This window comes from Marinobacter alkalisoli (assembly GCF_045449795.1).
GTDB lineage: Bacteria > Pseudomonadota > Gammaproteobacteria > Pseudomonadales > Oleiphilaceae > Marinobacter.
This window is the reverse complement of sequence record NZ_JBJJLB010000016.1, coordinates 528,682-549,170: the sequence shown is the minus strand read 5'-3', so window position 1 is coordinate 549,170 and position 20,489 is coordinate 528,682. Positions and strand designations below refer to the sequence as shown.

Annotated in this window: 18 protein-coding genes; 8 read left to right on the top strand and 10 right to left on the bottom strand. The window is 57.3% G+C overall.

Annotated elements, in window-relative coordinates:
* Window position 1: 1 nt before the first annotated feature.
* Genes gspL through gorA form a run of 4 tightly spaced genes read left to right on the top strand, consistent with a single transcriptional unit; the run spans window position 2 to window position 3,953 of the window.
* Window positions 2-1,306 carry a type II secretion system protein GspL gene (gspL, locus tag ACJO3M_RS07025; RefSeq protein ID WP_407000660.1) on the top strand — a complete coding sequence of 435 codons (1,305 nt, stop codon included), beginning with the start codon at window positions 2-4 and terminating at the stop codon, window positions 1,304-1,306.
* A gap of 4 nt (window positions 1,307-1,310) precedes the next feature.
* Window positions 1,311-1,838 carry a type II secretion system protein M gene (locus tag ACJO3M_RS07020; RefSeq protein ID WP_407000658.1) on the top strand — a complete coding sequence of 176 codons (528 nt, stop codon included), beginning with the start codon at window positions 1,311-1,313 and terminating at the stop codon, window positions 1,836-1,838.
* A gap of 55 nt (window positions 1,839-1,893) precedes the next feature.
* Complete coding sequence (locus tag ACJO3M_RS07015; protein ID WP_407000657.1) at window positions 1,894-2,559, top strand: GNAT family N-acetyltransferase; 666 nt, start codon at window positions 1,894-1,896, stop codon at window positions 2,557-2,559.
* A 32-nt stretch (window positions 2,560-2,591) separates the two neighbouring features.
* Window positions 2,592-3,953, top strand: coding sequence for a glutathione-disulfide reductase (gorA, locus tag ACJO3M_RS07010; RefSeq protein WP_407000656.1), 1,362 nt, complete (start codon window positions 2,592-2,594; stop codon window positions 3,951-3,953).
* A 34-nt stretch (window positions 3,954-3,987) separates the two neighbouring features.
* Here the strand turns inward: gorA and ACJO3M_RS07005 are convergent, their stop codons facing one another.
* Genes ACJO3M_RS07005 through ACJO3M_RS06995 form a run of 3 tightly spaced genes read right to left on the bottom strand, consistent with a single transcriptional unit; the run spans window position 3,988 to window position 9,041 of the window.
* Window positions 3,988-5,931 (bottom strand): ATP-binding protein, encoded by a 1,944-nt coding sequence (locus ACJO3M_RS07005; RefSeq protein ID WP_407000654.1) that lies wholly within the window; start codon window positions 5,929-5,931, stop codon window positions 3,988-3,990.
* Entirely contained in the window at window positions 5,924-6,919 is a 996-nt protein-coding gene (locus ACJO3M_RS07000; protein WP_407000653.1) for an ABC transporter substrate-binding protein, read from the bottom strand. Before ACJO3M_RS07000 ends, ACJO3M_RS07005 begins: the two co-directional genes overlap by 8 nt.
* A gap of 13 nt (window positions 6,920-6,932) precedes the next feature.
* Window positions 6,933-9,041 (bottom strand): TonB-dependent receptor plug domain-containing protein, encoded by a 2,109-nt coding sequence (locus tag ACJO3M_RS06995; RefSeq protein ID WP_407000651.1) that lies wholly within the window; start codon window positions 9,039-9,041, stop codon window positions 6,933-6,935.
* A gap of 209 nt (window positions 9,042-9,250) precedes the next feature.
* Between ACJO3M_RS06995 and ACJO3M_RS06990 the strand changes: the two genes are divergently transcribed.
* Entirely contained in the window at window positions 9,251-9,907 is a 657-nt protein-coding gene (locus ACJO3M_RS06990; protein WP_407000650.1) for a J domain-containing protein, read from the top strand.
* Here ACJO3M_RS06990 and ACJO3M_RS06985 read toward each other — a convergent pair.
* The 4 genes from ACJO3M_RS06985 to ACJO3M_RS06970 form a co-directional block, all read right to left on the bottom strand.
* The gene (locus ACJO3M_RS06985; RefSeq protein ID WP_407000649.1) at window positions 9,860-10,882 is read right to left on the bottom strand and encodes a bile acid:sodium symporter family protein; all 1,023 of its coding nucleotides are present in this window, start codon (window positions 10,880-10,882) and stop codon (window positions 9,860-9,862) included. The genes ACJO3M_RS06990 and ACJO3M_RS06985 overlap by 48 nt on opposite strands.
* Window positions 10,879-11,559, bottom strand: coding sequence for a FadR/GntR family transcriptional regulator (locus tag ACJO3M_RS06980; RefSeq protein ID WP_407000648.1), 681 nt, complete (start codon window positions 11,557-11,559; stop codon window positions 10,879-10,881). The genes ACJO3M_RS06985 and ACJO3M_RS06980 overlap by 4 nt, the downstream gene beginning before the upstream one ends.
* Before the next feature lie 101 nt (window positions 11,560-11,660).
* A complete protein-coding gene (locus tag ACJO3M_RS06975) occupies window positions 11,661-13,148 on the bottom strand; it encodes a flavin-containing monooxygenase (protein WP_407000647.1) in 1,488 nt (495 codons plus the stop codon).
* A gap of 106 nt (window positions 13,149-13,254) precedes the next feature.
* Window positions 13,255-14,223 carry a beta-ketoacyl-ACP synthase III gene (locus ACJO3M_RS06970; protein WP_407000646.1) on the bottom strand — a complete coding sequence of 323 codons (969 nt, stop codon included), beginning with the start codon at window positions 14,221-14,223 and terminating at the stop codon, window positions 13,255-13,257.
* A 181-nt stretch (window positions 14,224-14,404) separates the two neighbouring features.
* Between ACJO3M_RS06970 and ACJO3M_RS06965 the strand changes: the two genes are divergently transcribed.
* The 3 genes from ACJO3M_RS06965 (at window position 14,405) to ACJO3M_RS06955 (ending at window position 15,837) form a co-directional block, all read left to right on the top strand.
* Complete coding sequence (locus ACJO3M_RS06965) at window positions 14,405-15,187, top strand: hypothetical protein (RefSeq protein ID WP_407000645.1); 783 nt, start codon at window positions 14,405-14,407, stop codon at window positions 15,185-15,187.
* Window positions 15,188-15,280: 93 nt separating this feature from the next.
* Window positions 15,281-15,535 (top strand): HP1242/YdcH family protein, encoded by a 255-nt coding sequence (locus ACJO3M_RS06960; RefSeq protein ID WP_406984407.1) that lies wholly within the window; start codon window positions 15,281-15,283, stop codon window positions 15,533-15,535.
* 95 nt (window positions 15,536-15,630) lie between these two features.
* On the top strand, window positions 15,631-15,837 hold the full coding sequence (locus tag ACJO3M_RS06955; protein WP_407000644.1) for a hypothetical protein: 207 nt from the start codon (window positions 15,631-15,633) through the stop codon (window positions 15,835-15,837).
* A gap of 46 nt (window positions 15,838-15,883) precedes the next feature.
* On the opposite strand, the gene ACJO3M_RS06950 is transcribed toward ACJO3M_RS06955, so the two are convergent.
* The 3 genes from ACJO3M_RS06950 to choxAB all read right to left on the bottom strand — a co-directional run bounded on the left by ACJO3M_RS06950 (window position 15,884) and on the right by choxAB (window position 20,471).
* Entirely contained in the window at window positions 15,884-17,098 is a 1,215-nt protein-coding gene (locus ACJO3M_RS06950; protein WP_407000643.1) for an MFS transporter, read from the bottom strand.
* 186 nt (window positions 17,099-17,284) lie between these two features.
* A complete protein-coding gene (locus tag ACJO3M_RS06945; RefSeq protein ID WP_407000642.1) occupies window positions 17,285-18,868 on the bottom strand; it encodes an aldehyde dehydrogenase family protein in 1,584 nt (527 codons plus the stop codon).
* Window positions 18,855-20,471 (bottom strand): cholesterol oxidase, encoded by a 1,617-nt coding sequence (choxAB, locus tag ACJO3M_RS06940; RefSeq protein WP_407000641.1) that lies wholly within the window; start codon window positions 20,469-20,471, stop codon window positions 18,855-18,857. The genes ACJO3M_RS06945 and choxAB overlap by 14 nt, the downstream gene beginning before the upstream one ends.
* Window positions 20,472-20,489 lie beyond the last annotated feature (18 nt).

The window sequence follows — 20,489 nt, the reverse complement described above, 5'->3', positions numbered from 1 at the left end:
CATGTCTTACCGCCTTTATGTCAGGCCCCTGCCACCCATTGCCGACCCTGAGCAGACACCGGATGCGCAGCTGTACAACTGGGTTCTTCATGATGCCAGTGGCGACACCCAGGCTCATGGGCGAGGGGATACCCGGGACCATATCGAGCAAACCCTTAGTCAGAATGCTCTGGACAATGTCCTTTTGATTGGCCTGGTGCCAGGTGATGAGGCGTTGTTTTGCGTGGCGGATATACCGGCCAAACAAACGCGTTTTATCCAGCAGGCATTGCCGTACGCCGTGGAGGAGCAGATTGCCCAGGACATAGATACCGTTCACCTGGCCCTGGGCAGCCGAACGGACAGTGGCTTCAGGGTGGCGGCCATTGACCGCAACCGCATGTCGGACTGGGTGGATCTTTTCAGTGGCTGGGAACACGCCCGGCTGGATGCAGTTTACCCCGACGCAGCACTGTTGCCAGAAACCAGGGGTGGCTGGTCCATCTGCCTGGATGGTGAGAATGCGATGCTGATCAGCGATCACGGTGAATGGCTGAGCATCCAGTCACGCAACCTGGGGATGTTTGGTCATACCCTGGCAGCTCCGCCATCGGAAGACGTTGTCGCGGAGATGCCGGTGACCATCTTTGGCACCGAGCAGGAGCTGGAACAGCAGCAGTCCGCGATCAGTGAACTGCGGGGCGCCGGCCGGCTTGCCATCAAGCTGGAAACCATTGATCTCATGCCCCTGGAGCTCCTGGCTCACGCCCATCACCATCACCTGTCCCACCCGATCAACCTGTGCCAGGGCGGTTATGGCGTCAACGGTGGTCAGGCCAGTCCGTTGCGGGCCTGGAAGCCCCTGATTGCAGTAGCCTGCGTCTGGTTCGTCATTCAGCTGGGCGTGGAGCTGGGCCTGGGCTTCTACCACCAGCAAGAGGCCGATGAGACCCGGGAACAGGCTATGGCGATCTACCGCGATGCTTTTCCGGGAGACCGCCGTACCCATGCAGGCAATGTTCGCCGGGTGATTGAGGGACAGCTTCGCACAATTGGTTCAGGCGGGCCGGACGCGGATTTCATAACGCTGATGAAATACACCGGGGATCAGTACACCAAAGTGCCGCAGAATCAATCGCTGACTTTCAATTCCATTAACTACAGTCGCTCAAGGGGAGAGCTTGTGGTGGATATCCGCGCTGACAGTTATGACCGGATGAGCGCCTTACGCAGCGGGCTGGCGAAACAGGGGCTGGAAGCGCAGATTGGCTCGGTGGTTAATGAATCCAGTGGCGCCCGCGGGCGCCTGACGGTCTCGGGGGGCTGAAGGTATGCTGACGAAACTGAAAGACCAGCCAGCGGTTGGCAAGCTGATTGCCCAGTATGACCAGCTCCCCCGCCGTGATCAGCAGGCGTTGGCGGTTCTGGCTGTTGCGGTGTTGCTCGGGGTGCTGTATTTCCTGATTTGGCGACCGGTGACAGGTTTTCATGATCAGGCCGTGAGTTCGCGGGAAAACGCAGGAGAGTTGCTGGCCTGGATGGAGGAAAACCAGGAAGATATCGAACGGCTGGCGGCGAGTGAAGGCGGCGATGCGCCGGCAGCGAACGCTCCGGAGAATGGCCGTGCACTCATGGCACTGGTCACTCGCAGTGCCGGAGAGTCGGGTTTATCACTGCAACGGTTCGAGCCCAGTGGCGATAGCGCCATTCGTGTATGGCTTGAAGACGTTCCGTTTGCCGAAGTGGCTGCCTGGCTGGAGGATCTTAACAACAATCATGGCGTGGTGATCGATCAGGCCGCCATGGACCGGAAAAATGATCCGGGGATCGTATCCGTGCGGCTTACCCTTACGATCTGAAGATGGTGCTGAAGTGCTAACCGTATAAACGGGTGAGTAAACAGGAGTAAACCTGATGAGTGACGGCAAAGACAACAATAACAAACCAGAGCCAGTGATTGTCCGCCTTGATGAGGGCGCACGAAACGAGGCGAGGTCCATTCTCTTCCATTCGTACCTTCGTGAGCCGACGTTCCAGTACCTGTTCGATCACCGTCGGCCGGGGTATGAACAAAGGGTGAGGGCGACCATTCGGGAACTGATCGATCTCTATTTCGATCTCGATCAGGAGGCCGTCGGTGTTATGGTCGATGATACCCTGGTCGCCGTGGCCTTCATCGGCGAACCGGAGTTGCGTCTTAACCTGGCCGAACAGATCAGCTGGCGCATACGCATGGTACTGACCGCAGGCTTCGCCTGTACCCGTCGTTACCTGGATTACCACGAGAAAATCAAGGCGATGCTGCCCCAGCCTCTGGCGCACCAGCTGCCATTGATGGGCGTTAACCCCCAGTACCAGAATCGCGGTTATGGCCGGCTTCTGCTATCCGCCGTTGAGCGCTTGTGTGCGGATAATCCACGGGGCAGCGGTCTGGTACTGGATACCGGCAATAGCCGCTATCTGCCATTTTACGAGTCCGAAGGTTTTCACAGCCTCGGAAAAATCCGACTGGGGGATTTTGAGGACCATGTGCTGTTCCGGGAAGTGAGCCCTGAGGAAAAACAGGCGGTTCCCGGATGATGTTTTTGACCTAATGATGTTCAGGAGACGCTGTGTCTGACAACCAGGATTTCGATCTGATAGTAATTGGCGCCGGTTCCGGCGGCGTACGGCTCGCGAGAATGTCTGCCCAGAGGGGCGCCCGGGTCGCGATTGTCGAGTCCCGGTACCTTGGCGGTACCTGCGTTAACGTCGGGTGCGTGCCCAAAAAGCTGTTCGTTTACGGTGCCCATGTCAGCGAGGATCTTGAGGACGCAGCCGGGTATGGCTGGAAGGTACCCCTTGACCAGGTCAGCTTCGACTGGCCAACACTGGTGGCCAACAAGAACGCCGAGATTGAGCGGTTGAACGGTATTTATGGTCGTATGCTGGAGAATGCCGGTGTCACCATTATTGAGGGCACGGCATCCCTGGCTGACGCCAACACCGTTGTTGTCGGCAACCAGCGTTACACCACAAAGCACATCACGGTAGCAACCGGGAGTTGGCCGGTGATTCCGGATATTCCCGGCAAAGAGAGCATTCTGACCTCCAATGAAATGTTCTACCTGCCCCAGTTGCCACGGCAAGCCGTGGTGTGGGGCGGCGGTTACATCGCCGTGGAATTTGCCGGTATCCTGGCCGGGCTTGGCGTAGAGACCACGCTGCTGTACCGGGGAGAACTGTTCCTGCGGGGATTTGACCACGATGTGCGCGAGTTTGTTGCCAACGAAATGCGCAGGAAAGGTGTAGACCTGCGGTTCGGGGTGACCATCGAAGCCGTGGAAAGCGACGGCACCCATTATGACGTTACCCTGAATGACGGAACCCACATGACCACCGGCCTGGTGATGGCGGCAACCGGTCGTCGCGCGCTGGTTGAGGGGCTGGGCCTGGAGGCGCTGGGCGTCCGGCTGAGCGGATCTGGCCATGTTGAGGTGGATGATCACTTCCAGACGGCGGTGCCGTCCATTACCGCACTGGGCGATGTCATAGGTACCCCTCAGCTAACCCCGGTTGCCCTTGCCCAGGGTATGGTGCTGTCACGTCGCCTGTTTGGTGACGGGCAGGGCGAGATGGATTACAACTGCATTCCGACCGCAGTCTTCTGCCAACCGAATATCGGGACGGTGGGGCTTACGGAAGAGGAAGCGAAGGAGGCAGGGCACACGGTGCGAATTTACCGCTCCGAGTTCCGACCGATGAAACACACCCTCAGCGGTCGCGAGGAGCGCTGCCTGATGAAACTGGTGGTGGACGCCGGGACTGACAAGGTTCTGGGCGCTCACATGGTAGGGCCGGATGCCGGTGAAATCACCCAGGGGCTCGCCGTGGCAATAAAAGCCGGGGCGACCAAAGCCCAGTTCGACAGTACCCTCGGCATTCATCCCACATCCGCGGAAGAATTTGTCACCATGCGTGAACCGGTCGCCTGACCAGACGCGCATTATGCTGATGTCCAGCCGCCGGTTATAGCTTTATCCAGCGGCTGAGTACATTCCTCAGACTTTCCTTTCGAACGGGTTTGGCCAGGTAGTCGTTCATGCCCGCGTTTTGGCAATTCGCTTCCGTTCCGGGCAGGGCATCCGCGGTCAGGGCAATGATAGGCGTGCCGCCCTGACCGTTACTCTGCTCCCATTCCCGGATGCACCGTGTGGTTTCATAGCCGTCCATGATGGGCATCTGGCAATCCATCAGGATTACGTCATAACCGTGGTGATTGGTCTGGATCAGCTCCAGCGCTTCCCTGCCGTTGTTGGCGGCGTCAGTTTCGAAACCAAGGCGGGAAAGCAGGGCCGTGGCAACCCTCTGGTTTACAGGGTTGTCTTCAACTACCAAAGCCCTCGAAGAAGGATCGTGTGCCGGTGGTAGGTCCTGCTCGGGAGATCGGGGTAGCGGAGCCTTGTTCGCCAGCTCAAAGGGCACTTCAAACTGGAATGAGGAGCCTTTGCCCAGATCGGTTTCCACCTGCACGTGCCCGCCCATCAGTTCGACCAGCCTCTGTACCAGCGATAACCCCATCCCGGTGCCGCCGTGCCCGCGATTGTCGCCGCTGTCGAGTTGCTCAAAGGAGTTGAAAATATCATTCAGGCGATCGGCGGGAATACCCGATCCGGAATCGCTGACGGCGCAACTGAGCACCACGCAATTGTCTTCCAGAGAGAGCCAGCCCGCCTGAACGGTAATGTAGCCGGCGTTGGTGAACTTGATGGCATTGTCAATCAGTCCGGCCAGGATCTGTCTTATGCGGGGGGCGTCACCAACAACAAATGGCTTGTCTGGCCAGTCGCCATAGTAAGTAAGAGTCAGCGCAAGCCCCTGCTGTTCCGCCAGCAGTTTGTAGCTGGCGACACAGTTGGTGAGCAACTGACGAAGATCGAACTCCCGGTTTTCCAGTTGCAGCATGTCCCGGTCGATTCGTGAATAATCCAATATGTCGCCAATCACCGTCAGCAGGTCTTCTGTTGACTGCCGGGCGGTCAGCAAATAGTCCTTCTGTCGCGGGGAGAGGGGCTCCTCGGCTACCAGCTCAATCATGCCGAGCACGCCGTTTAGTGGCGTGCGCAGCTCATGGCTCATGGCCGCCAGGAATTCGGATTTCGCCTGATTGGCCGACTCTGCCTTGGTACGGGCGCTTTCCGAGGCAGCCAGGGTGTGGGCCCTGGATTCCTGCAGGGAGTTCAAGTGCCTAGCCAGAGCATTAAGATTCTCTTCCAACTCCAGGATTTCTCTCGTTTTATGATTTTTGCTTACCGGCGCCTGACTGTAATCCAGCTCAATAAGCCGTTTAACACGGCTGGAGAGTCCGCGAATCGGTGCCAGTATGCCAGACAGTGTCTGGTTCACGATCAGCATGGTGAACAACAAAAGCGCTATGCCAACGGCAACGGACGTCCAGAGAATGTCGCTTCGCCGCGCCGCCAGTTGTTCCTTGCTGACGCCCACCTGGACGGTTCCCACCCGCAGGGCGCCATTGCCAAACCCGTAATCGGGCTCAAACCACTCGGTTTGCCGGCTACCTCCCAGATCCAGTGGTTGTTGAAGGATTTCGGCCTCGAATATGTCGAATGTGTCACTGGCGTTAATGGTGTCATCGTCGGTGCTGGTTACAAAGCCGACCTCGTTACCCATGACATCGGACACGCGTATCCATTGCGCACGGCTACGCCGCAGAGACTGTGTCAGGATCTGTTGCAAGGCCACGGTATTGCCGGAAACCACCGCGTACTCAACCGCGGGCGCCAGGCTGTCAGCGAGCATCTGACTGCTGTCCGCCAGATCCCGGCGCGCGTCATCAAGGCGGGCAGAGGTAAAGAACGCCATGAGCACGACGAACATGACAATGGCGGGGGCCGCCCCAAGGAGCATCAGCTTTCTGACCAGGGGAGCTGGTTTGCCCGTTGATTTACTCATCGTCGCCCTCCGTCAATGAGGCGAGTCTGGCCTTGATGGCCATGACAAGTTCCTGCCCGGGAGGAAGGGGGATGTTCAGCGAGCGTGCGACCTGCTGGTTAACTTCCAGTCTGAACGATTCCGGGTGTACCGCTGGCGGAAAGTGGCCTGTTTCCTGGTAATCACTGACAATTTTCGCAGCCAGTTCAGCCACCCGTGTCAGCGGAGCATAGGTGGAGGCCAGGGCGCCGGCCTTAACGTAAGCCTGGCTGGGGCCGATGACAATGCGATTACGCCGGTAGGTCGTCAGTAAAATATGCTTGATGGTTCGCGGGTTGTAGATGGTGTTATCGGTTGCGGCGAGAAGAAAATCGCCGTAATCCAGTGCACGGATGAGGGTGGGGATCAGGTTGTCTGTATTGTTGACGACGAAGATCTGTCCTTCCATACCAAAGTCCGGTAGCTGGCTGACAACCTGCTCATACAGCGCCGCACTGTCAGGAGTGGCCAGCATTGATACCCGGGTGGCATGGGGCAGGATGACTTTGCCTGTGACCGCCTGGCGAATCAACGGGGGCGCATACAGAATCGCACCCAGGTGGGCTTCGGTGTCTACAGAGTACCCCTGTACGAAGTGTTGATCCACGAGCAGCGCCAGAATGGGAACATTGCGGCTTTCCTGATGGACGAAACTGAACGCCTCGGGGCCGAGGGTAATAACGATGCTGTTGTCGTCCTGGGAGGTTTGGCCGGGCTTGAAGGGCCTGAGGCTGAAGCGGTCGCCCAGCGCGTCGCTCAGCAGGCCGGTCAGGTGTTTTGTGAGCGCGGCGTTGGTATCCGCACCGGCAACGTAAATAGCGGTAGCCGGTCCAGGCTCGCTCACTGCGGGGCGCCATGCCAGCAGCACAAGAAACACAAGGCAAATAGTCACCCTGACAGGCATCCTGCCTGAGTAGCGGGCGTTGATTGACTGGTTGTCGAGTTTCATACCTTCCCGGGTTAAGTGCATTCCATTGTCTTTATCAGAATCGGATACCAGCTTCGACAAAAAACTGGTTGTGGTTCTGAATAATGTTATCCGGACTCAGGTCCGTTTCCCTGTTCAGATAGTGTTGCACGGTAAAGGCCAGTTCGTAACTGTAGTTAGAGGCGAATATTCTGCGCGCAAGCCTGAAATCCGCACGTTCGAATTGAGATCTCCGGAATTCGTCCGCCCAGTAGAATGTGGCAGACGACGTAAGATCGAAAGGTAACTGCTGTATCCAGGCAAGGCTCCCTGAGTGGCGAACGGACAGTCGACCGAGAAGCTCAACGACATACTCCTGATCTCTGGAGTCAAGTGCGTCGGGGGCGCCGGTATAACGGCCATCCTGATCAAGGTAAGCATAAGTGGCTCGAAGTTTGGTGCCGGCGTAGTCAAGCGACGATTCGACCTCGAAGCCTTCCTGGTCCAGATCGACATTGTTGGCGATGAACCACTCCTCCTCATTGATGATGCCGCTGATCATGTCCGTCAGGTGATCATTGAAATAGCGAACCTCCAGGGACAACAAGGCCTGGTTTACAAAGAACTGACCAAAATAGCTTATTTCCCGGGAAATTATGCGCTCTTCTTCAAGTTCTTCACCAAAAGTTGAGGTTTGCGGATTAACCAGATCTTCGACCTCGAATCGTGTACCTTCCAGAAAATCGTAGGGTGGGCGTATGTTTCTCGGTTGGTATCCCCAGTCAGGATGTTGCTCAAAGGCATCCGGGGTGCGAACGGCTTCCGAATACACGAACCTCAGTGCCTGGTTATTGGTAATAAGGAAATTGGCTGCGACCCGTGGCGATAAATAGTCGTCATCGGTAGTTGTAGTGCTCTCCCAGTTGCCGCCAGCATTGAAGGTGACCCACTTGGCTGGCGTGTATTCCAGGTTGGCAAATACCCGGGACTGATAATTGTTGCCCCGGCCATTGAAGAAAGTCTCGGAGCGATAGGTGTCTTTACGATACCCCAGCCCTGATACCAACTTGAAATCGGGGTTGAGATACAGGGTGTCCTGAATCTCGAACTCAAGCCGCGACTCTTCGATATCTTCATTCAGGTCAGCAACGAAGGGCGCCGGGTTGTCTCCCGGCATGCAATCGCCGGGTTCGAAATCAAATTCGGGCGCATCTCCGGCAAGGATACCGTCGATCACCGGGCCGGAAATACACACAGGCCAACGTTGACGACGCTGATAATTCTGGTAACTGGTTTGAAAATGGAAGAAGTGGTTTTCCGAGGTATGTACGTTCAAGCGTGTCTGCAGGTAGTAATCGTCAACGATGATGTCAGGGTGATCCGTGGCTCCCAGTTTGCCATTCTTTCGCAGGTCTTCTTCGTTGATACCATCAACAACTCCGCCGCGCAGCTCCAGGTTGGTACTGTCCGAGGTACGGACGACGCCATCGTAGCTGAAGGTGTTTATATCGTGCCCGTCATTGAACGGATAGAACTGATCATCGTCTTCCTGTTTGTCGAAACCGTCGGATTTGCGTTTTTCATAGGCCAGTCGCCAGCTGTAGGGGTCACTGGCGCCGCCAACGGAGCCGAAAGTCCTGAGATGGCCGCGGGAGCCGGAAACGGCCCCGAGCTGAACACCCGCCGTATCGTCAGGCGAGCGGGTAATGATGTTGATGGTGCCCAGGAAAGCGTTAATGCCATCAGCCGCCGCGTTGGGTCCGCGGCTGACTTCAATCCGTTCTATAAGTTCCAGAGGCACGGGCATGGTATGCCAGTCGGTATCAGAGAGGCTGGCGCGGTATGAGGTGCGGCCATCCACCTGAACCTGAAGCCGGCGCTGTTCGTAGTGCACCGTACCGTGGTAGCTGGTCACCGGGTTGTTGCTGCCCACTTCGGCAACCGTCATGCCGGGTACCAGCCGGAATACCTCAACGAGGTTCATCACTCCGAGATCTCTGATGAGATCTCCTTCGATAATCGTGGTTGTGCCCGGAACCCGGGATTTTGGCTGACGGAGCCGGGTAGTCGTCAGCACCTCCGGCAGGGGAGGTTCGATGGATGACAGGTCGGAGAAGTCCGTTGTAGGCTCCGGGGTATCCGCGTGGGCCGGGGTGGAAACCAGCAGCGAGCTTGCCAAAACCATGGTCAGACAGGATAGGGGAACGACGGATTTGTGCAGGCCGGATGACGTTTTGGCAACAGAGTTCGTAACAGGCATGGCAGTCGTTTTATAATCGAGTGATTAAGGGATGGACGGTGTCTTGCTTGAATGCCTTTTGTGTATCGTAGGTGACAGCACTGCATTTGTCTCTCAAAATTGTAATGAATCTCTGATATGAGCGTTACGCGTCTATGACATGTTGGGAAATCCTCGGTATTGAGCCGACCCGCGATCCTCGGCAAATTGAAGCCGCCTTTGAAAGGCAGAGCAAATTTGCCACTGGCGAAGAAGCCGAGCGCCTGAAGCAGGCGTATCAGGAAGCGATGGGCCGGGAGCCCGCGCCACAAGTTGAGCGGTCACAGCCTGAAGAATCCGCTCCAGCAGCTGAGCCGGTTGCCGCCGTTCCCGATGAGCAGCCGTTGAACGCCAATGAGCAGCAAGTGGTTCGCGAAGTGGTGATTCAGGTGAACGCGCTGTTGAACGACTCGGGGCGCAGCAAGGACCCACAGATCTGGAAGGCGATCCTTGGCGAGCCTCCTGCGGATTATCCCCGGGTAAGGCGCGAGATAGGCCGATCCCTGGAACAGAACGTGCGGCCAATGGCTGAAAATGGCACTTTTCCGGCTCCCGTTGCCAGGTTCCTGGGCGAGTGGTTCGACTGGAACAGTCTGACCGAGGTGGTCAGGGAAAACCGGGAAGACGAGGAGGCCGCCCGGGATGCGCAGGAGCAGGAAGCGGAGGAAGATTTGCCGCCCCAAATGGTCAATTTCTGGCCGGCGGTGATTGGCTGGATTGTCGGTTTAGCCGTTCTGGCGACGCTCTTCGGTGGCATGGGAGGCGGCGGCTGAAGCTGCCTCGATTTTTTCCCGGTACTTCTGGGCCAGAATGGCCCCGATAATTACCTGAATCTGGTTGTAGCACATAATCGGCAGCACGATCATGCCGAATCCGGGGTGACCCGAGAAAAGCACCTTGGCCATGGGTAGCCCGGAGGCCAGGCTCTTCTTCGAGCCGCAGAATACCACCGCCGCTTCATCTTCCAGGCTGAATCCGAAGCGTCTTACCAGCAAACGCGCCATCACCATAAAGAACCCGAGCAGGGCAAAGCACAACACGATGGTCAGTACGATTGCCGATACCGGCAGGTTCTGCCACAGACCGCTTTCCACTGAGTGGGAGAATGCGGAGTATACGATTATCCAGATAACGCACTGATCGTACCGCGACATCAGGCCTTCGTTGCGGGCCAGGAATCCCCCCAGCAGCGGCCGCAGGGCGTGGCCGGCTGCAAACGGCAATAACAGCTGAAACACAATGTCTTTCAGGGCTTCGGCCACCGAGAAGTTTCCGCCTCCGGACGTGCTGACCAGCAGTAACAGCAAGAAGGGCGTCAGCATCATCCCGAACACATTGGATGCTGCCGCGCTGCAAATGGCCGCCGGCACGTTCCCCCTCGCCATGGCAGTGTATGCAATGGAAGACGACACCGCCGAGGGCAGGACACCCAAATAAAGGAAACCCAGGCCCAGGTCTTCCGGCATCCACTGCGGGGCAAAATCGCTGATGCAGTTGATCGGTAGCACGGCCAGTGGAAAGAACACGAAGGTGAGGGAAGTGATCAGTATGTGCAGCCGCCAGTGAGTCGCCCCTGCGACGATCTGTTCGCGAGACAGGGCGGCCCCGTGAAGGAAGAACAGTAAGGCGACGGCCAGCGTGCCAACGGTTGCGAGCAGGTCCGCAGCGCCGCCTGTAACCGGTAGGAAGGAAGCCAGAACAATGGCGCCCAGCAACAGCAGGGTGAAAGGATCAACCCTCAACTTCATGACCGACTTTCCCGCAAGGTATCCAGGCTGGGCTTAAGAAGCGCTTTTGCCAGGGTTTCCGCCTTTTCCTCGTCCTGGCGCCGGATGGCTGCCAATAGCAACTCATGATCTTCCTGGGAGGGTTCAGGCAGGTCTGGCTCTGTTTCCGTGCTTTCAATGGTGCGGGAGACAGCGTGGGCGAAGTAGTCGTACAGCTCTGTCAGCGCGGGATTGTGGGACGCGGCTACCAGGGCATGGTGAAACGCCTCGTCGTGACGGATGCGAGCCGCCAGGTTCTCCCCGGCCTTTGCCCGGGCATCCAGTGCTTTGGTCATTGCCACCAGATCGGATTCCGTGCGCCGCCGGGCCGCAAGCCGGGATGCTTCCGTTTCCAGCATGATTCTCACTTCCAACTGATCCCCCAGCTGGGCCCGGGCGATACGGCGCAGGGTTTCTCCGGCGTCCTTGGTGGACCGCACGTAGGTACCGTCCCCCTGGCGAGTTTCAAGCATGCCCACGTGTACCAGCACGCGCACCGCTTCCCGAACTGTGTTGCGGCTTACCCCGAGCGCTTCAGACAGGCTCGCTTCCACGGGAAGGCGGGTTCCGATTGGCCACTGTCCCTGCTCAATGGCGGCCCGGAGGCTTTCGATGGCTGTTTCGACCAGGGAGCCTTTTTTGATGGGTACAAGAGGCATGTCTATGATCCGTTGAAGTGATGAACCAATCATCCTATGAATATGCAGAAACGTCAACTCCCGCCGGCCAGGGCGGGAGTCTGTTGGGTGTGGTGGCTTACTTAATGGGCTTCGGCGGGATACAGAAACTGATAATCCGTGGTGTCCACCCGGCGTGTCGCCAGCCGGTAGTTGAAGGTGAAGCCAGGCCAGTTAATGGTATTGCGGCCGTTTTCATCCAGATACCAGGAGGTGCAGCCGGAATTCCAGACGCTGTCTTCCAGCCCGGTCTGGACGGAGTCTGAAAATGCTTTCTGGCGCTCGGGCAATACATCCATGGCCGACCCCGGGTACTTCTCCAGAGTGTTGAGGCAGCTCATGACGTAGCGCACCTGGGACTCCAGCATATACACAATGGAGTTATGGGCCAGGTTCGTATTGGGGCCGTAGAGCACAAAGAGGTTCGGGAATCCGGTGACGGAAATACCTTTGTAGGCTTCGACACCGTTTGCCCAGGCTTCATTAAGGGTGGTGTTGTCACGACCGGTGATGGTCATCGGCGCCAGGAATTCCGATGCTGCGAAGCCGGTGCCCAGGATAATCGCATCGACGTCATGATGTTTGCCGTCAGACGTCACCACGCCCGACTCGTCAATGTGGTCTATCGACGTGGTCACCAGATCCAGATGGGGCTGGTTAATGGCCGGATACCAGTCATTGGAGATCAGAATCCGCTTACAGCCGATCTTGTAATCGGGAATGATGTGCTTGAGCTTGTCCGGGTCGGTAACGTGTTTTCTGGCTTCCTTTCTGGCCTGGCGGGCAAAGAGTTCCAGCAGACCGCTGAAGCGGGTGAAGGCCAGCGCGCGGCTCTCGTTTTTCCAGTAGATCATGTAGCGATAGAGGCGATCCCATGCGGGGACGGATTTGAACAAAGCCTGCTCCCAGGCTTTGAACGGCCGGTCGGCCTTGGGCAATACCCACGCAGCGGAACGCTGGAACAGGCTGAGTGATTTCACCTGCTTGATGATTTCCGGCACAAACTGGATGGCGCTTGCCCCGGTGCCAATGACGGCAACCCGTTTGTCGGTCAGATCATAGTCATGATCCCAGCGTGCGGAGTGGAAAAGCGTTCCCTTGAAGCGGTCCATTCCCTCGATATTCGGATAGGCAGGCTGGTTCAGCTGTCCTGTGGCCGACACGACCACGTCAGCGATGCGCTGCTGGCCATCCTGGGTGGTTACGGTCCAGGTGTTACTGGCTTCATCAAAGTCGGCGCGCGTGACTTCCTGGTGAAACTGGATATGGCTGGTAAGCCCGTACTTGTCCACGCAGCTTTCCATGTAGCCCAGCAGTTCCTTCTGGAGCCCGAACTTGCGAGACCAGTCGTGCTTTGGCTCAAAGGAATAGGAATAGAAGTGTGACTGCACGTCACAGGCGGCGCCCGGGTAGGTGTTATCACGCCAGGTTCCGCCGACGTTGCCGGCTTTCTCCAGCATGGTGAAGCTTTCAAACCCTGCCTGTTTTAACTGGATGGCCATGCACAGACCACCGAAGCCGGTTCCGATGATTATTACGGAGGGCTTCTTTGCACTTGCCTTGTTCGTCATCGCCTGAATCCTGTTTGTTATTGGCACTACACTTTTAATAACGAGTATATAGCGCCAACAGGGCTTCAGGGATGGCTAATGTGTGCAAACCGGGTGGTCAGAACGATCAATAACGGAGCAGGGCCGATCCCCAGGTGAAACCACCACCGAAGGCTTCCAGTAAGACGACTTCGTTCTTTTTGATGCGACCATCACGAACGGCCACGTCCAGGGCGAGGGGGATAGAGGCAGCGGACGTGTTACCGTGCTTGTTCACGGTCACCACGACCTGGTCCATGGACATATTCAGCTTCCTGGCCGTGGCGGCGATGATGCGCAGGTTTGCCTGATGGGGCACAAGCCAGTCAATATCCGACTTCTGCATCTGGTTCGCTTCCAGGGTCTCATCGACAATCTTGCCAAGAGTATTAACCGCGATCTTGAAGACTTCATTGCCTTTCATATGCACATGGCCTTTACCGGCCCGGACCTGGTCAAAGCCGTCGCCAATGCCGTAGGGTACATGCAGCAGTTCTTCATACTGGCCGTCGGCGTGGATGTGGGTGGACAGAATGCCGGTTTCCTCACTGGCCTCCAGGACCACCGCGCCAGCGCCATCACCGAAGAGCACGCAGGTGCCTCGGTCTTCCCAGTCCAGAATTCGGGAGAACAGCTCCGCTCCCACCACCAGGGCCTTTTTGCTGCTACCGGTCTTGATGAACTTGTCGGCCACGGAAAGGGCGTAGACAAACCCGCTGCACACCGCCTGGATGTCGAAGGCAGGGCAGCCATGAATATCAAGGCGGGCCTGGAGGATGCACGCGGAGCTGGGGAAAATCTTGTCGGGTGTTGAGGTGGCAAAAACGATCAGGTCGATGTCATCAGGCTGCAGTCCGGCAGCTTCGATCGCGAGTCGTGACGCTTTTTCAGCGAGATCAACGGTGGTTTCGCCCTCTACCGCAATATGTCGCTGTTCAATGCCGGTACGCTCACGAATCCATTGGTCGCTGGTGTCGACAATTTTTTCCATATCTTTGTTTGTCATGACATTCTCGGGCAGAAACGAGCCCGTGCCGACAATTCGCGCGTACGTCATGTGTAATCTTCCTCGGGATAGACAGATCAATGCTCAGGTTCTTTTAATCATCCTATACCCTATTGATGGGCCCCAGCTATTAGCGGTTTGTCAAAGGCGAAGGCTGCCATACACAAAGCTGGTACTCGGCCCATAATAAGCTATACCTTAAAGGAGGAATCCCTGATGAGAAGGAGTGTTGATGACAGACCTTCCACTCGGCATGAAGTATTATCTGCTAATCCTTACCTCCAGCCTGATTGAAGACCTCAATGATTACGGCGTCAGATGGGTAGCGAATGAATCCGGAGTTGCCATTCGTGATGTTGAGAAGGCGTTCTTCAGCGCCCGTGCAATCGGGAACCGCCTGCCTGACGAGCCGGAACAAGCGGATCCCCGTCTATGGCCGGATGTCATGAAATCCATTCATACCATTCGCCGGGTACTGGATATGGTCGAGAAAACCACATTTGATGCGGTTATCGCCGAAGCCATGGAGAGTACGTCAGAGGTGGCCCGGGCAGATATCAGGCACGTTTTTGAGCAGAAGCGGGCGGCAGGGGAGATCGACTTCCGACTCCACGGCATTCTCAACACCCAACCGGAAGCCGATGAGCCCGACCCCGCCGTTCAGGAATCCTTCATGCTGAAGAGGGCGCGACGCTATCAGAGCTTCATGATGTTTGACGGCGCAAGCCTGAACCAGGAGGAGAAAGTGATACTGGAGGATGCCAGGATACTGGCGCGCCATATTATGGATGGCGACAGGAATAACCGGAGGATTGATGCCCTGTTGGTGATGGGGGCCGTACTGATTGAGACCGCCAGTGTGCGGCTGAAGCCCAGTATTCCCGTGTTGATACGGGAGAGCTTCGACCGCATGGCCACCAAGGCGGCGATGGCTCTGGGGGCAATTGTATACCGGGACGAATACCAGAGCTTCAAGGCCTCACTGGGGCTGGGGCGTCTGGCATCGGATCTGTAGGACGACGGATTTGAACCTCCTGAGGTTGTTCACAAATCCGGAGTAAGAATGGCATCCTGAATAAACACGCTGCGAGATAAAGGAGACGAGGTAATGGGCATTTCCAGCCATGAGCTTCACGACGAATTTCCCCAGTACGGAGAACTGATCGACGAACTGAACAGGAACGACCCCAGATTCCAGGAAGAATTCAAAAGGTATGCGGAGCTGGACCAGGAAATCGAGGGGTTGGAACGTAGGGATGCCCCCATCGGCGATGACAAGCTGCACCGGATGAAGCAGCAGCGCCTTCAACTGAAGGACGACCTCTATCAGACGCTCGTGAAGAAATCCAACGGACAGGGATAGGTATAATCAGCTAGTCCCTCCAGCCTGGAAGCCACGCGCCGTAGTGGTTTCCAAGTATAGGGTCGGTAAGGCTTTTTTTATAACATAGGTAACTAATGAAAGCCGGTTACGGCTTGCCCTTTGTCGTTACTTATGAATGGATGATTGATATGAAAAAAGCTGCCTCATTGTACAAAGGGTGGAGAATGAAGCGTGATTTCCTCCACCTCGTTCATACCACTGACCCCCGCCTGCTGTTGGACGTTGGAATCTCACCAGATGTTGTTGAACAACGTCGGAAAACGCCATTCTGGAAGTACTGAACGACCGGTGCCCGGCGACGCACCCAGCACCGGGTCTGTTCTGAATCTACATCGCCGATTGCCGCTCCAGGGAATCCGGCTCCGCTTCACCTGATTGTTGGCGCCACGCCATCAGGAAAATGGCCAGCCCCGCTACCGCCGTTGCGGCGCCCACGTAACCAGTGGATTGCCAGCCCAGGCCGGCGCTTATGGCCAGTCCACCCAGCCAAGGTCCCAGTGCGTTAGCGACATTGAACGCCGCATGATGGGAAGCAGCAGCCAGGGTCTGGGCACCACCGGCCACATCCATCAGGTGAGTTTGCAGGGCAGGCCCCAGGGCCACCATCAAAGCGACCAGGAAGCAGACAATCAGCAGGGTCCAGATGGATTCCGTCGCGTAGGGGTACAGCAACAGCATGCCGGTACTCCACAGCAGCATCCAGCCAACGGCTTGAAACCGCAGACGGTCAAATAACCAGCCACCAAGGATGTTACCCACGAACCCGCCGAGGCCGAAGACTGCCAGTGCAACCGGTATCCAGAACGCATCCACGTCCGTTACGTGCAACAGTGTCGGTGCCAGGTAACTGAACACGCAGAACATGCCTGCAAAGCCGATGGATCCGATGGCCAGCGGATACCAGATTTTCGCCCGATTGAAGGCCTTGATCTCGGACAGCGGGCTTTGTTTTTCTTCCTGGCGGTCCAGGGGCAGGAAAACGATAATCATCAACGCAGTCAGTGTGGCTATCGCTCCAACGAAGCCGAAGGCGTAGCGCCAGTCCAGGTGTTGGCCGAGCGCCGTGGCGAGCGGGTTTCCCAGCAGCAAGGCCAGTGTCAGCCCCATCATCACCTGACTAACAGCTTTGGCACGCTGGTTGGCCGGAACCAGAGAGGCAGCCACCAATGCCGCAACTCCGAAATAGGCGCCGTGTGGCAATCCCGCGATGAACCGGAAAATCAGCAATGAGCTATAACCGCTCGCCAGGGCGCTTGCCAGGTTGCCCAGGGCATAGAAGCCCATGAGCGCGATCAGCAGGTGTCGACGATAGAACCGTGCGCCAATGATGGCCAGCACAGGGGCGCCAACCACAACACCGAGGGCATAAGCACTGATAAGATGCCCGACCTGTGGTTCCGTAACCCCAAGATCCTGCGCCACACTGGGCATCAGCCCCATAATGGCGAACTCTCCGGTACCGATCCCGAACCCGCCCATCGCAAGGGAAAACACGATCAACATGATTTTTGCGGGGGAATACCCGGGTTCTGAAGAATGCATGGACAACAGGCCTTTGTTTCCGTATTGGGTGGAAAATAAGGATGCTATTGTCGGCGATGGTGAGCGAGCTAAGTATAAGAGATTGTTCCGATACCATAGGAACAATCGTGTTTTGATGGGACTCATCTTCCAGGGGACGGATCAGGGCAAGGTCGTGATCCGTCCCGTTACTCACGGGGTGAGCCGTCAGAAGTACATTTTACGGATCATCGCTGGCATTACGCGCAAACTTGCCCGTACAAAGTCGACTGGCGAACGGGGCGCCACCAGGTGCAATGCGCTGTGAATAGCGTTGTGACTGGCCTCATCCTGCGGGTACCACCACAGGTTGCGTTTGGCTTTCAGCCAGTCCCAGTTCACCACTTTGGGGCGGGTCATCTCCAGTAGCCCCTCCGGGCCGTGGGTACGACCAATGCCGGACTCCCGGGGGCCGCCCCAGGGCAGGTCGGACATGCCGTGCGTGTAGAGATGATCGTTAATGGCGACCACGCCACCGTTAATACGATCCGCCAGTTTCTTGCCCCGGCTGGTGTTGCGTGTCCAGATGGAAGCGGTCAGGGCCATGGTGCAGTCATTGGCCAGGGTCACCGCTTCATCCTCGGTCTTGAATGACATAACAGGTATCACCGGGCCAAAGGTTTCTTCACGCATCAGGGCCATGTCGTGATGCACATCCGTCACCAGGGTGGCGGGATGGAATTCGCCTTGCTGATCGCTGACAGCCCGGGACTGGGCCACGATCTTCGCTCCGTCCTTGACTGCTTCGGCGAGCTGTCCTTCGACGAACTGGCGTTGTTTGGCGGTGGTCATAGAACCAATGTCCACGGAGTACTGGTCATCTGGAACACCGTGGCGTAACGCCTGTGTTTTCTCCGCCATCAGCTCCACAAACCGGTGATACACCGACTCATGAACATAGACCCGCTCAACTCCACCACAGGATTGTCCGGCGTTTTGATAGCCAGCCCAGGCGGCGCCATTGGCAGCCCGCTCCAGGTCTGCATCGTCCAGGACAATCATCGGGTCCTTTCCGCCGAGTTCCAGCGAGACCGGGGTCAGCGTGGCGGCGGCCTGGGCCATGATCTGTTTGCCTGTGGGCACGGAGCCTGTGAAAAACAGCTTGTCGATGCCATTATCAAACATCGCGCTGGACACCTGCCCGCCGGAACCGACGATATGGTGGAACAGGCCATCCGGCAGCTCAGCGGCGGCCACGATATCCTCGATGGCCTTACCAACCAGCGGTGTGGCGGCGGCTACTTTCAGGACGATGGCGTTCCCGGCCATCAGGCCCATGACCACTTCGCCGAAAGGAATGGACAACGGGTAGTTCCAGGGGCTGACGATGCCCACCACACCCAGCGGTTCGTGACGGATTTCCGAGCGCTTGCCAATCCATAGCAGGCTGGAGGGGCCGCGGTATTCGGGCTTCAGAACACCGGCCGCGTTCTTGCCATACCAGTCACAGGCCATCAGGCAGGGCAATACCTCGGTCGCCAGGGCGTCCATACGGGTCTTGCCGTTGCTTTCACTGACGATGCGGGCCAGTTCGTCGGCATTGTCACGGATATAGTCCCGCATTTTCTTCATATGCTGGCGACGTTCGGCAAAGGAACGCTCTGCCCATACGGCCTGGGCCGCCCTGGCCTGATCGAAGATCGCGGGAATCCGACCGGGCAGCGTGTGGGGGAGGGTGCCCAGCGTCTCGCCGTTTGCGGGGTTGGTGGCCGTGATTTCACGGTTGGGGATGTCTTGTTTAACCGTTTCCATTTCTGGAATCCTCCTTTGGGGGGATAAAGCTCATGGCACGTTCAGCCAGTGCAGTGATTGTCAGGCTCGGATTAACGCCCAGGTTGGCGCCTAGCATCGAACCGTCAACGACATAGAGATTCTGGTAGTTGAACACACGGTTTTGCGCGTCAATGACGCCGTGCTCAGGGCTGTCGGCCATGGCACAACCACCCATGCAGTGTGCAGTGAATGGCACGTTAAAGAAAATTTCCGTAGCCGTAGTGAACGGGATGCCATTGAAATGCGCGGCCATCTTCTTCGTAAACTCGTTGGCTTGCGGGATGTTGGTCGGAATCCGGTCGCCTTCGCTGCACAGCAGCTTGCTGAAAGGCCAGTACCAGCGGCGCTTCAGGCGCATCGACAGAGAGGCATCCACGGTCTGCATGACCAGGAAGATCATTGACTGTCGCGCCCAGCCAAAGGGGTTGGCGGCCCGGAAAAAGGTCACCGGATGGCGCAGCAGCGCCCATAGCCAGTGCAGGATACGCATAGGCCCTTCGCCACCGACCATCAGCGCGGTCAGGGTGCTGTTCAGGTCGTGCCCGTTACCGTAACGGGTGGCTTCAATGTGGGTGTGTTTATCGATGTGGATGCCCGAACCAATGGCCACGCCGGGACTCATGTCGACCTCCTTGCCAGGGAAGCGTATACCAAGCACGGATTCCGCGTTGGTCCGGACCCGATTGCCCAGGTCATCGGAAATATTCGGCAGCGAGCCGTTCTGTTTGAGCTTGAACAGCAGCTCCTGGGTGCCCAGGGAGGAGGCCGCGAAAACGACGCGATCGGCACGGAACGTCCGGCGCTGTTTGTTGAATCGGGCGGTTGAGCACTCCGTGGTTACTTCATAGCCGTCACGGCCATCGTCATGGCCATTCAGAGGCTGCACGTCTACGACGCGGGTTTCCTCGAAAACCTTAGCGCCGTTCTTCTCGGCGAAGTACAGGTAATTCTTGTCCAGGGTGTTCTTGGCGTTATAGCGACAACCGGTCATACAACCACCGCAACCGGTACAGGTAGCGCGCTCGGGACCTTCGCCGCCAAAGTAGGGATCAGGATGGGTTTCGCCGCCGGATTCACCCTTGGGAGGGAAGAACGTGGCCACTCGTGTGGGCTTGAACGTATCGCCAACGCCTTCGAGCTCAGCCATCTCTTTCAGCAGATTGTCGGCAGGGCCAAACAATTCGTTCTCGGTAACGCCCAGCATGCGCTCCGCCTCGGAAAAGTGGGCCGGCATCTCCTCGGTCCAGTTTGACAGGCCAGCCCAGGTGCCTTCGCCCCAGATGGAGTCCGGTGGCACCAGCAAGGTATTGGCGTAGGTGATCGAGCCACCACCAACGGCGTTGCCGCAGATCACCATCACATGACGGAAAGGGCGCAGGTTAAAGAAGCCTTTCAGGCCAAGGCGGGGCCGCCAGTAAAAACGGCGGGCGTTCCAGTTGGATTCGGGAAAATCCTCGGCGCGCCAGCGCTTACCCATTTCCATAACGGCCACCGAATAGCCCTTTTCCGCCAGCCGGTGTGCCGAAACGCTCCCCCCGAAACCGGAGCCAATGATCAGGTAGTCAAAATCATAGTTACTCATAGCATTCCTGTTCTTGCC

Bases quoted from the DNA above. Each gene is read 5' to 3' on its own strand.
- ACJO3M_RS06990 (WP_407000650.1), top strand. From the start codon at position 9,251: ATGACATGTTGGGAAATCCTCGGTATTGAGCCGACCCGCGATCCTCGG.
- choxAB (WP_407000641.1), bottom strand. From the start codon at position 20,471: ATGAGTAACTATGATTTTGACTACCTGATCATTGGCTCCGGTTTCGGG.
- ACJO3M_RS06960 (WP_406984407.1), top strand. From the start codon at position 15,281: ATGGGCATTTCCAGCCATGAGCTTCACGACGAATTTCCCCAGTACGGA.
- gspL (WP_407000660.1), top strand. From the start codon at position 2: ATGTCTTACCGCCTTTATGTCAGGCCCCTGCCACCCATTGCCGACCCT.
- ACJO3M_RS06995 (WP_407000651.1), bottom strand. From the start codon at position 9,041: ATGGTTTTGGCAAGCTCGCTGCTGGTTTCCACCCCGGCCCACGCGGAT.
- ACJO3M_RS06980 (WP_407000648.1), bottom strand. From the start codon at position 11,559: ATGCCTCTTGTACCCATCAAAAAAGGCTCCCTGGTCGAAACAGCCATC.
- ACJO3M_RS06965 (WP_407000645.1), top strand. From the start codon at position 14,405: ATGACAGACCTTCCACTCGGCATGAAGTATTATCTGCTAATCCTTACC.
- ACJO3M_RS06955 (WP_407000644.1), top strand. From the start codon at position 15,631: ATGAAAGCCGGTTACGGCTTGCCCTTTGTCGTTACTTATGAATGGATG.
- ACJO3M_RS06985 (WP_407000649.1), bottom strand. From the start codon at position 10,882: ATGAAGTTGAGGGTTGATCCTTTCACCCTGCTGTTGCTGGGCGCCATT.
- ACJO3M_RS07005 (WP_407000654.1), bottom strand. From the start codon at position 5,931: ATGAGTAAATCAACGGGCAAACCAGCTCCCCTGGTCAGAAAGCTGATG.
- ACJO3M_RS06950 (WP_407000643.1), bottom strand. From the start codon at position 17,098: ATGCATTCTTCAGAACCCGGGTATTCCCCCGCAAAAATCATGTTGATC.
- ACJO3M_RS07000 (WP_407000653.1), bottom strand. From the start codon at position 6,919: ATGCACTTAACCCGGGAAGGTATGAAACTCGACAACCAGTCAATCAAC.
- ACJO3M_RS06970 (WP_407000646.1), bottom strand. From the start codon at position 14,223: ATGACGTACGCGCGAATTGTCGGCACGGGCTCGTTTCTGCCCGAGAAT.
- ACJO3M_RS06975 (WP_407000647.1), bottom strand. From the start codon at position 13,148: ATGACGAACAAGGCAAGTGCAAAGAAGCCCTCCGTAATAATCATCGGA.
- ACJO3M_RS06945 (WP_407000642.1), bottom strand. From the start codon at position 18,868: ATGGAAACGGTTAAACAAGACATCCCCAACCGTGAAATCACGGCCACC.
- ACJO3M_RS07020 (WP_407000658.1), top strand. From the start codon at position 1,311: ATGCTGACGAAACTGAAAGACCAGCCAGCGGTTGGCAAGCTGATTGCC.
- ACJO3M_RS07015 (WP_407000657.1), top strand. From the start codon at position 1,894: ATGAGTGACGGCAAAGACAACAATAACAAACCAGAGCCAGTGATTGTC.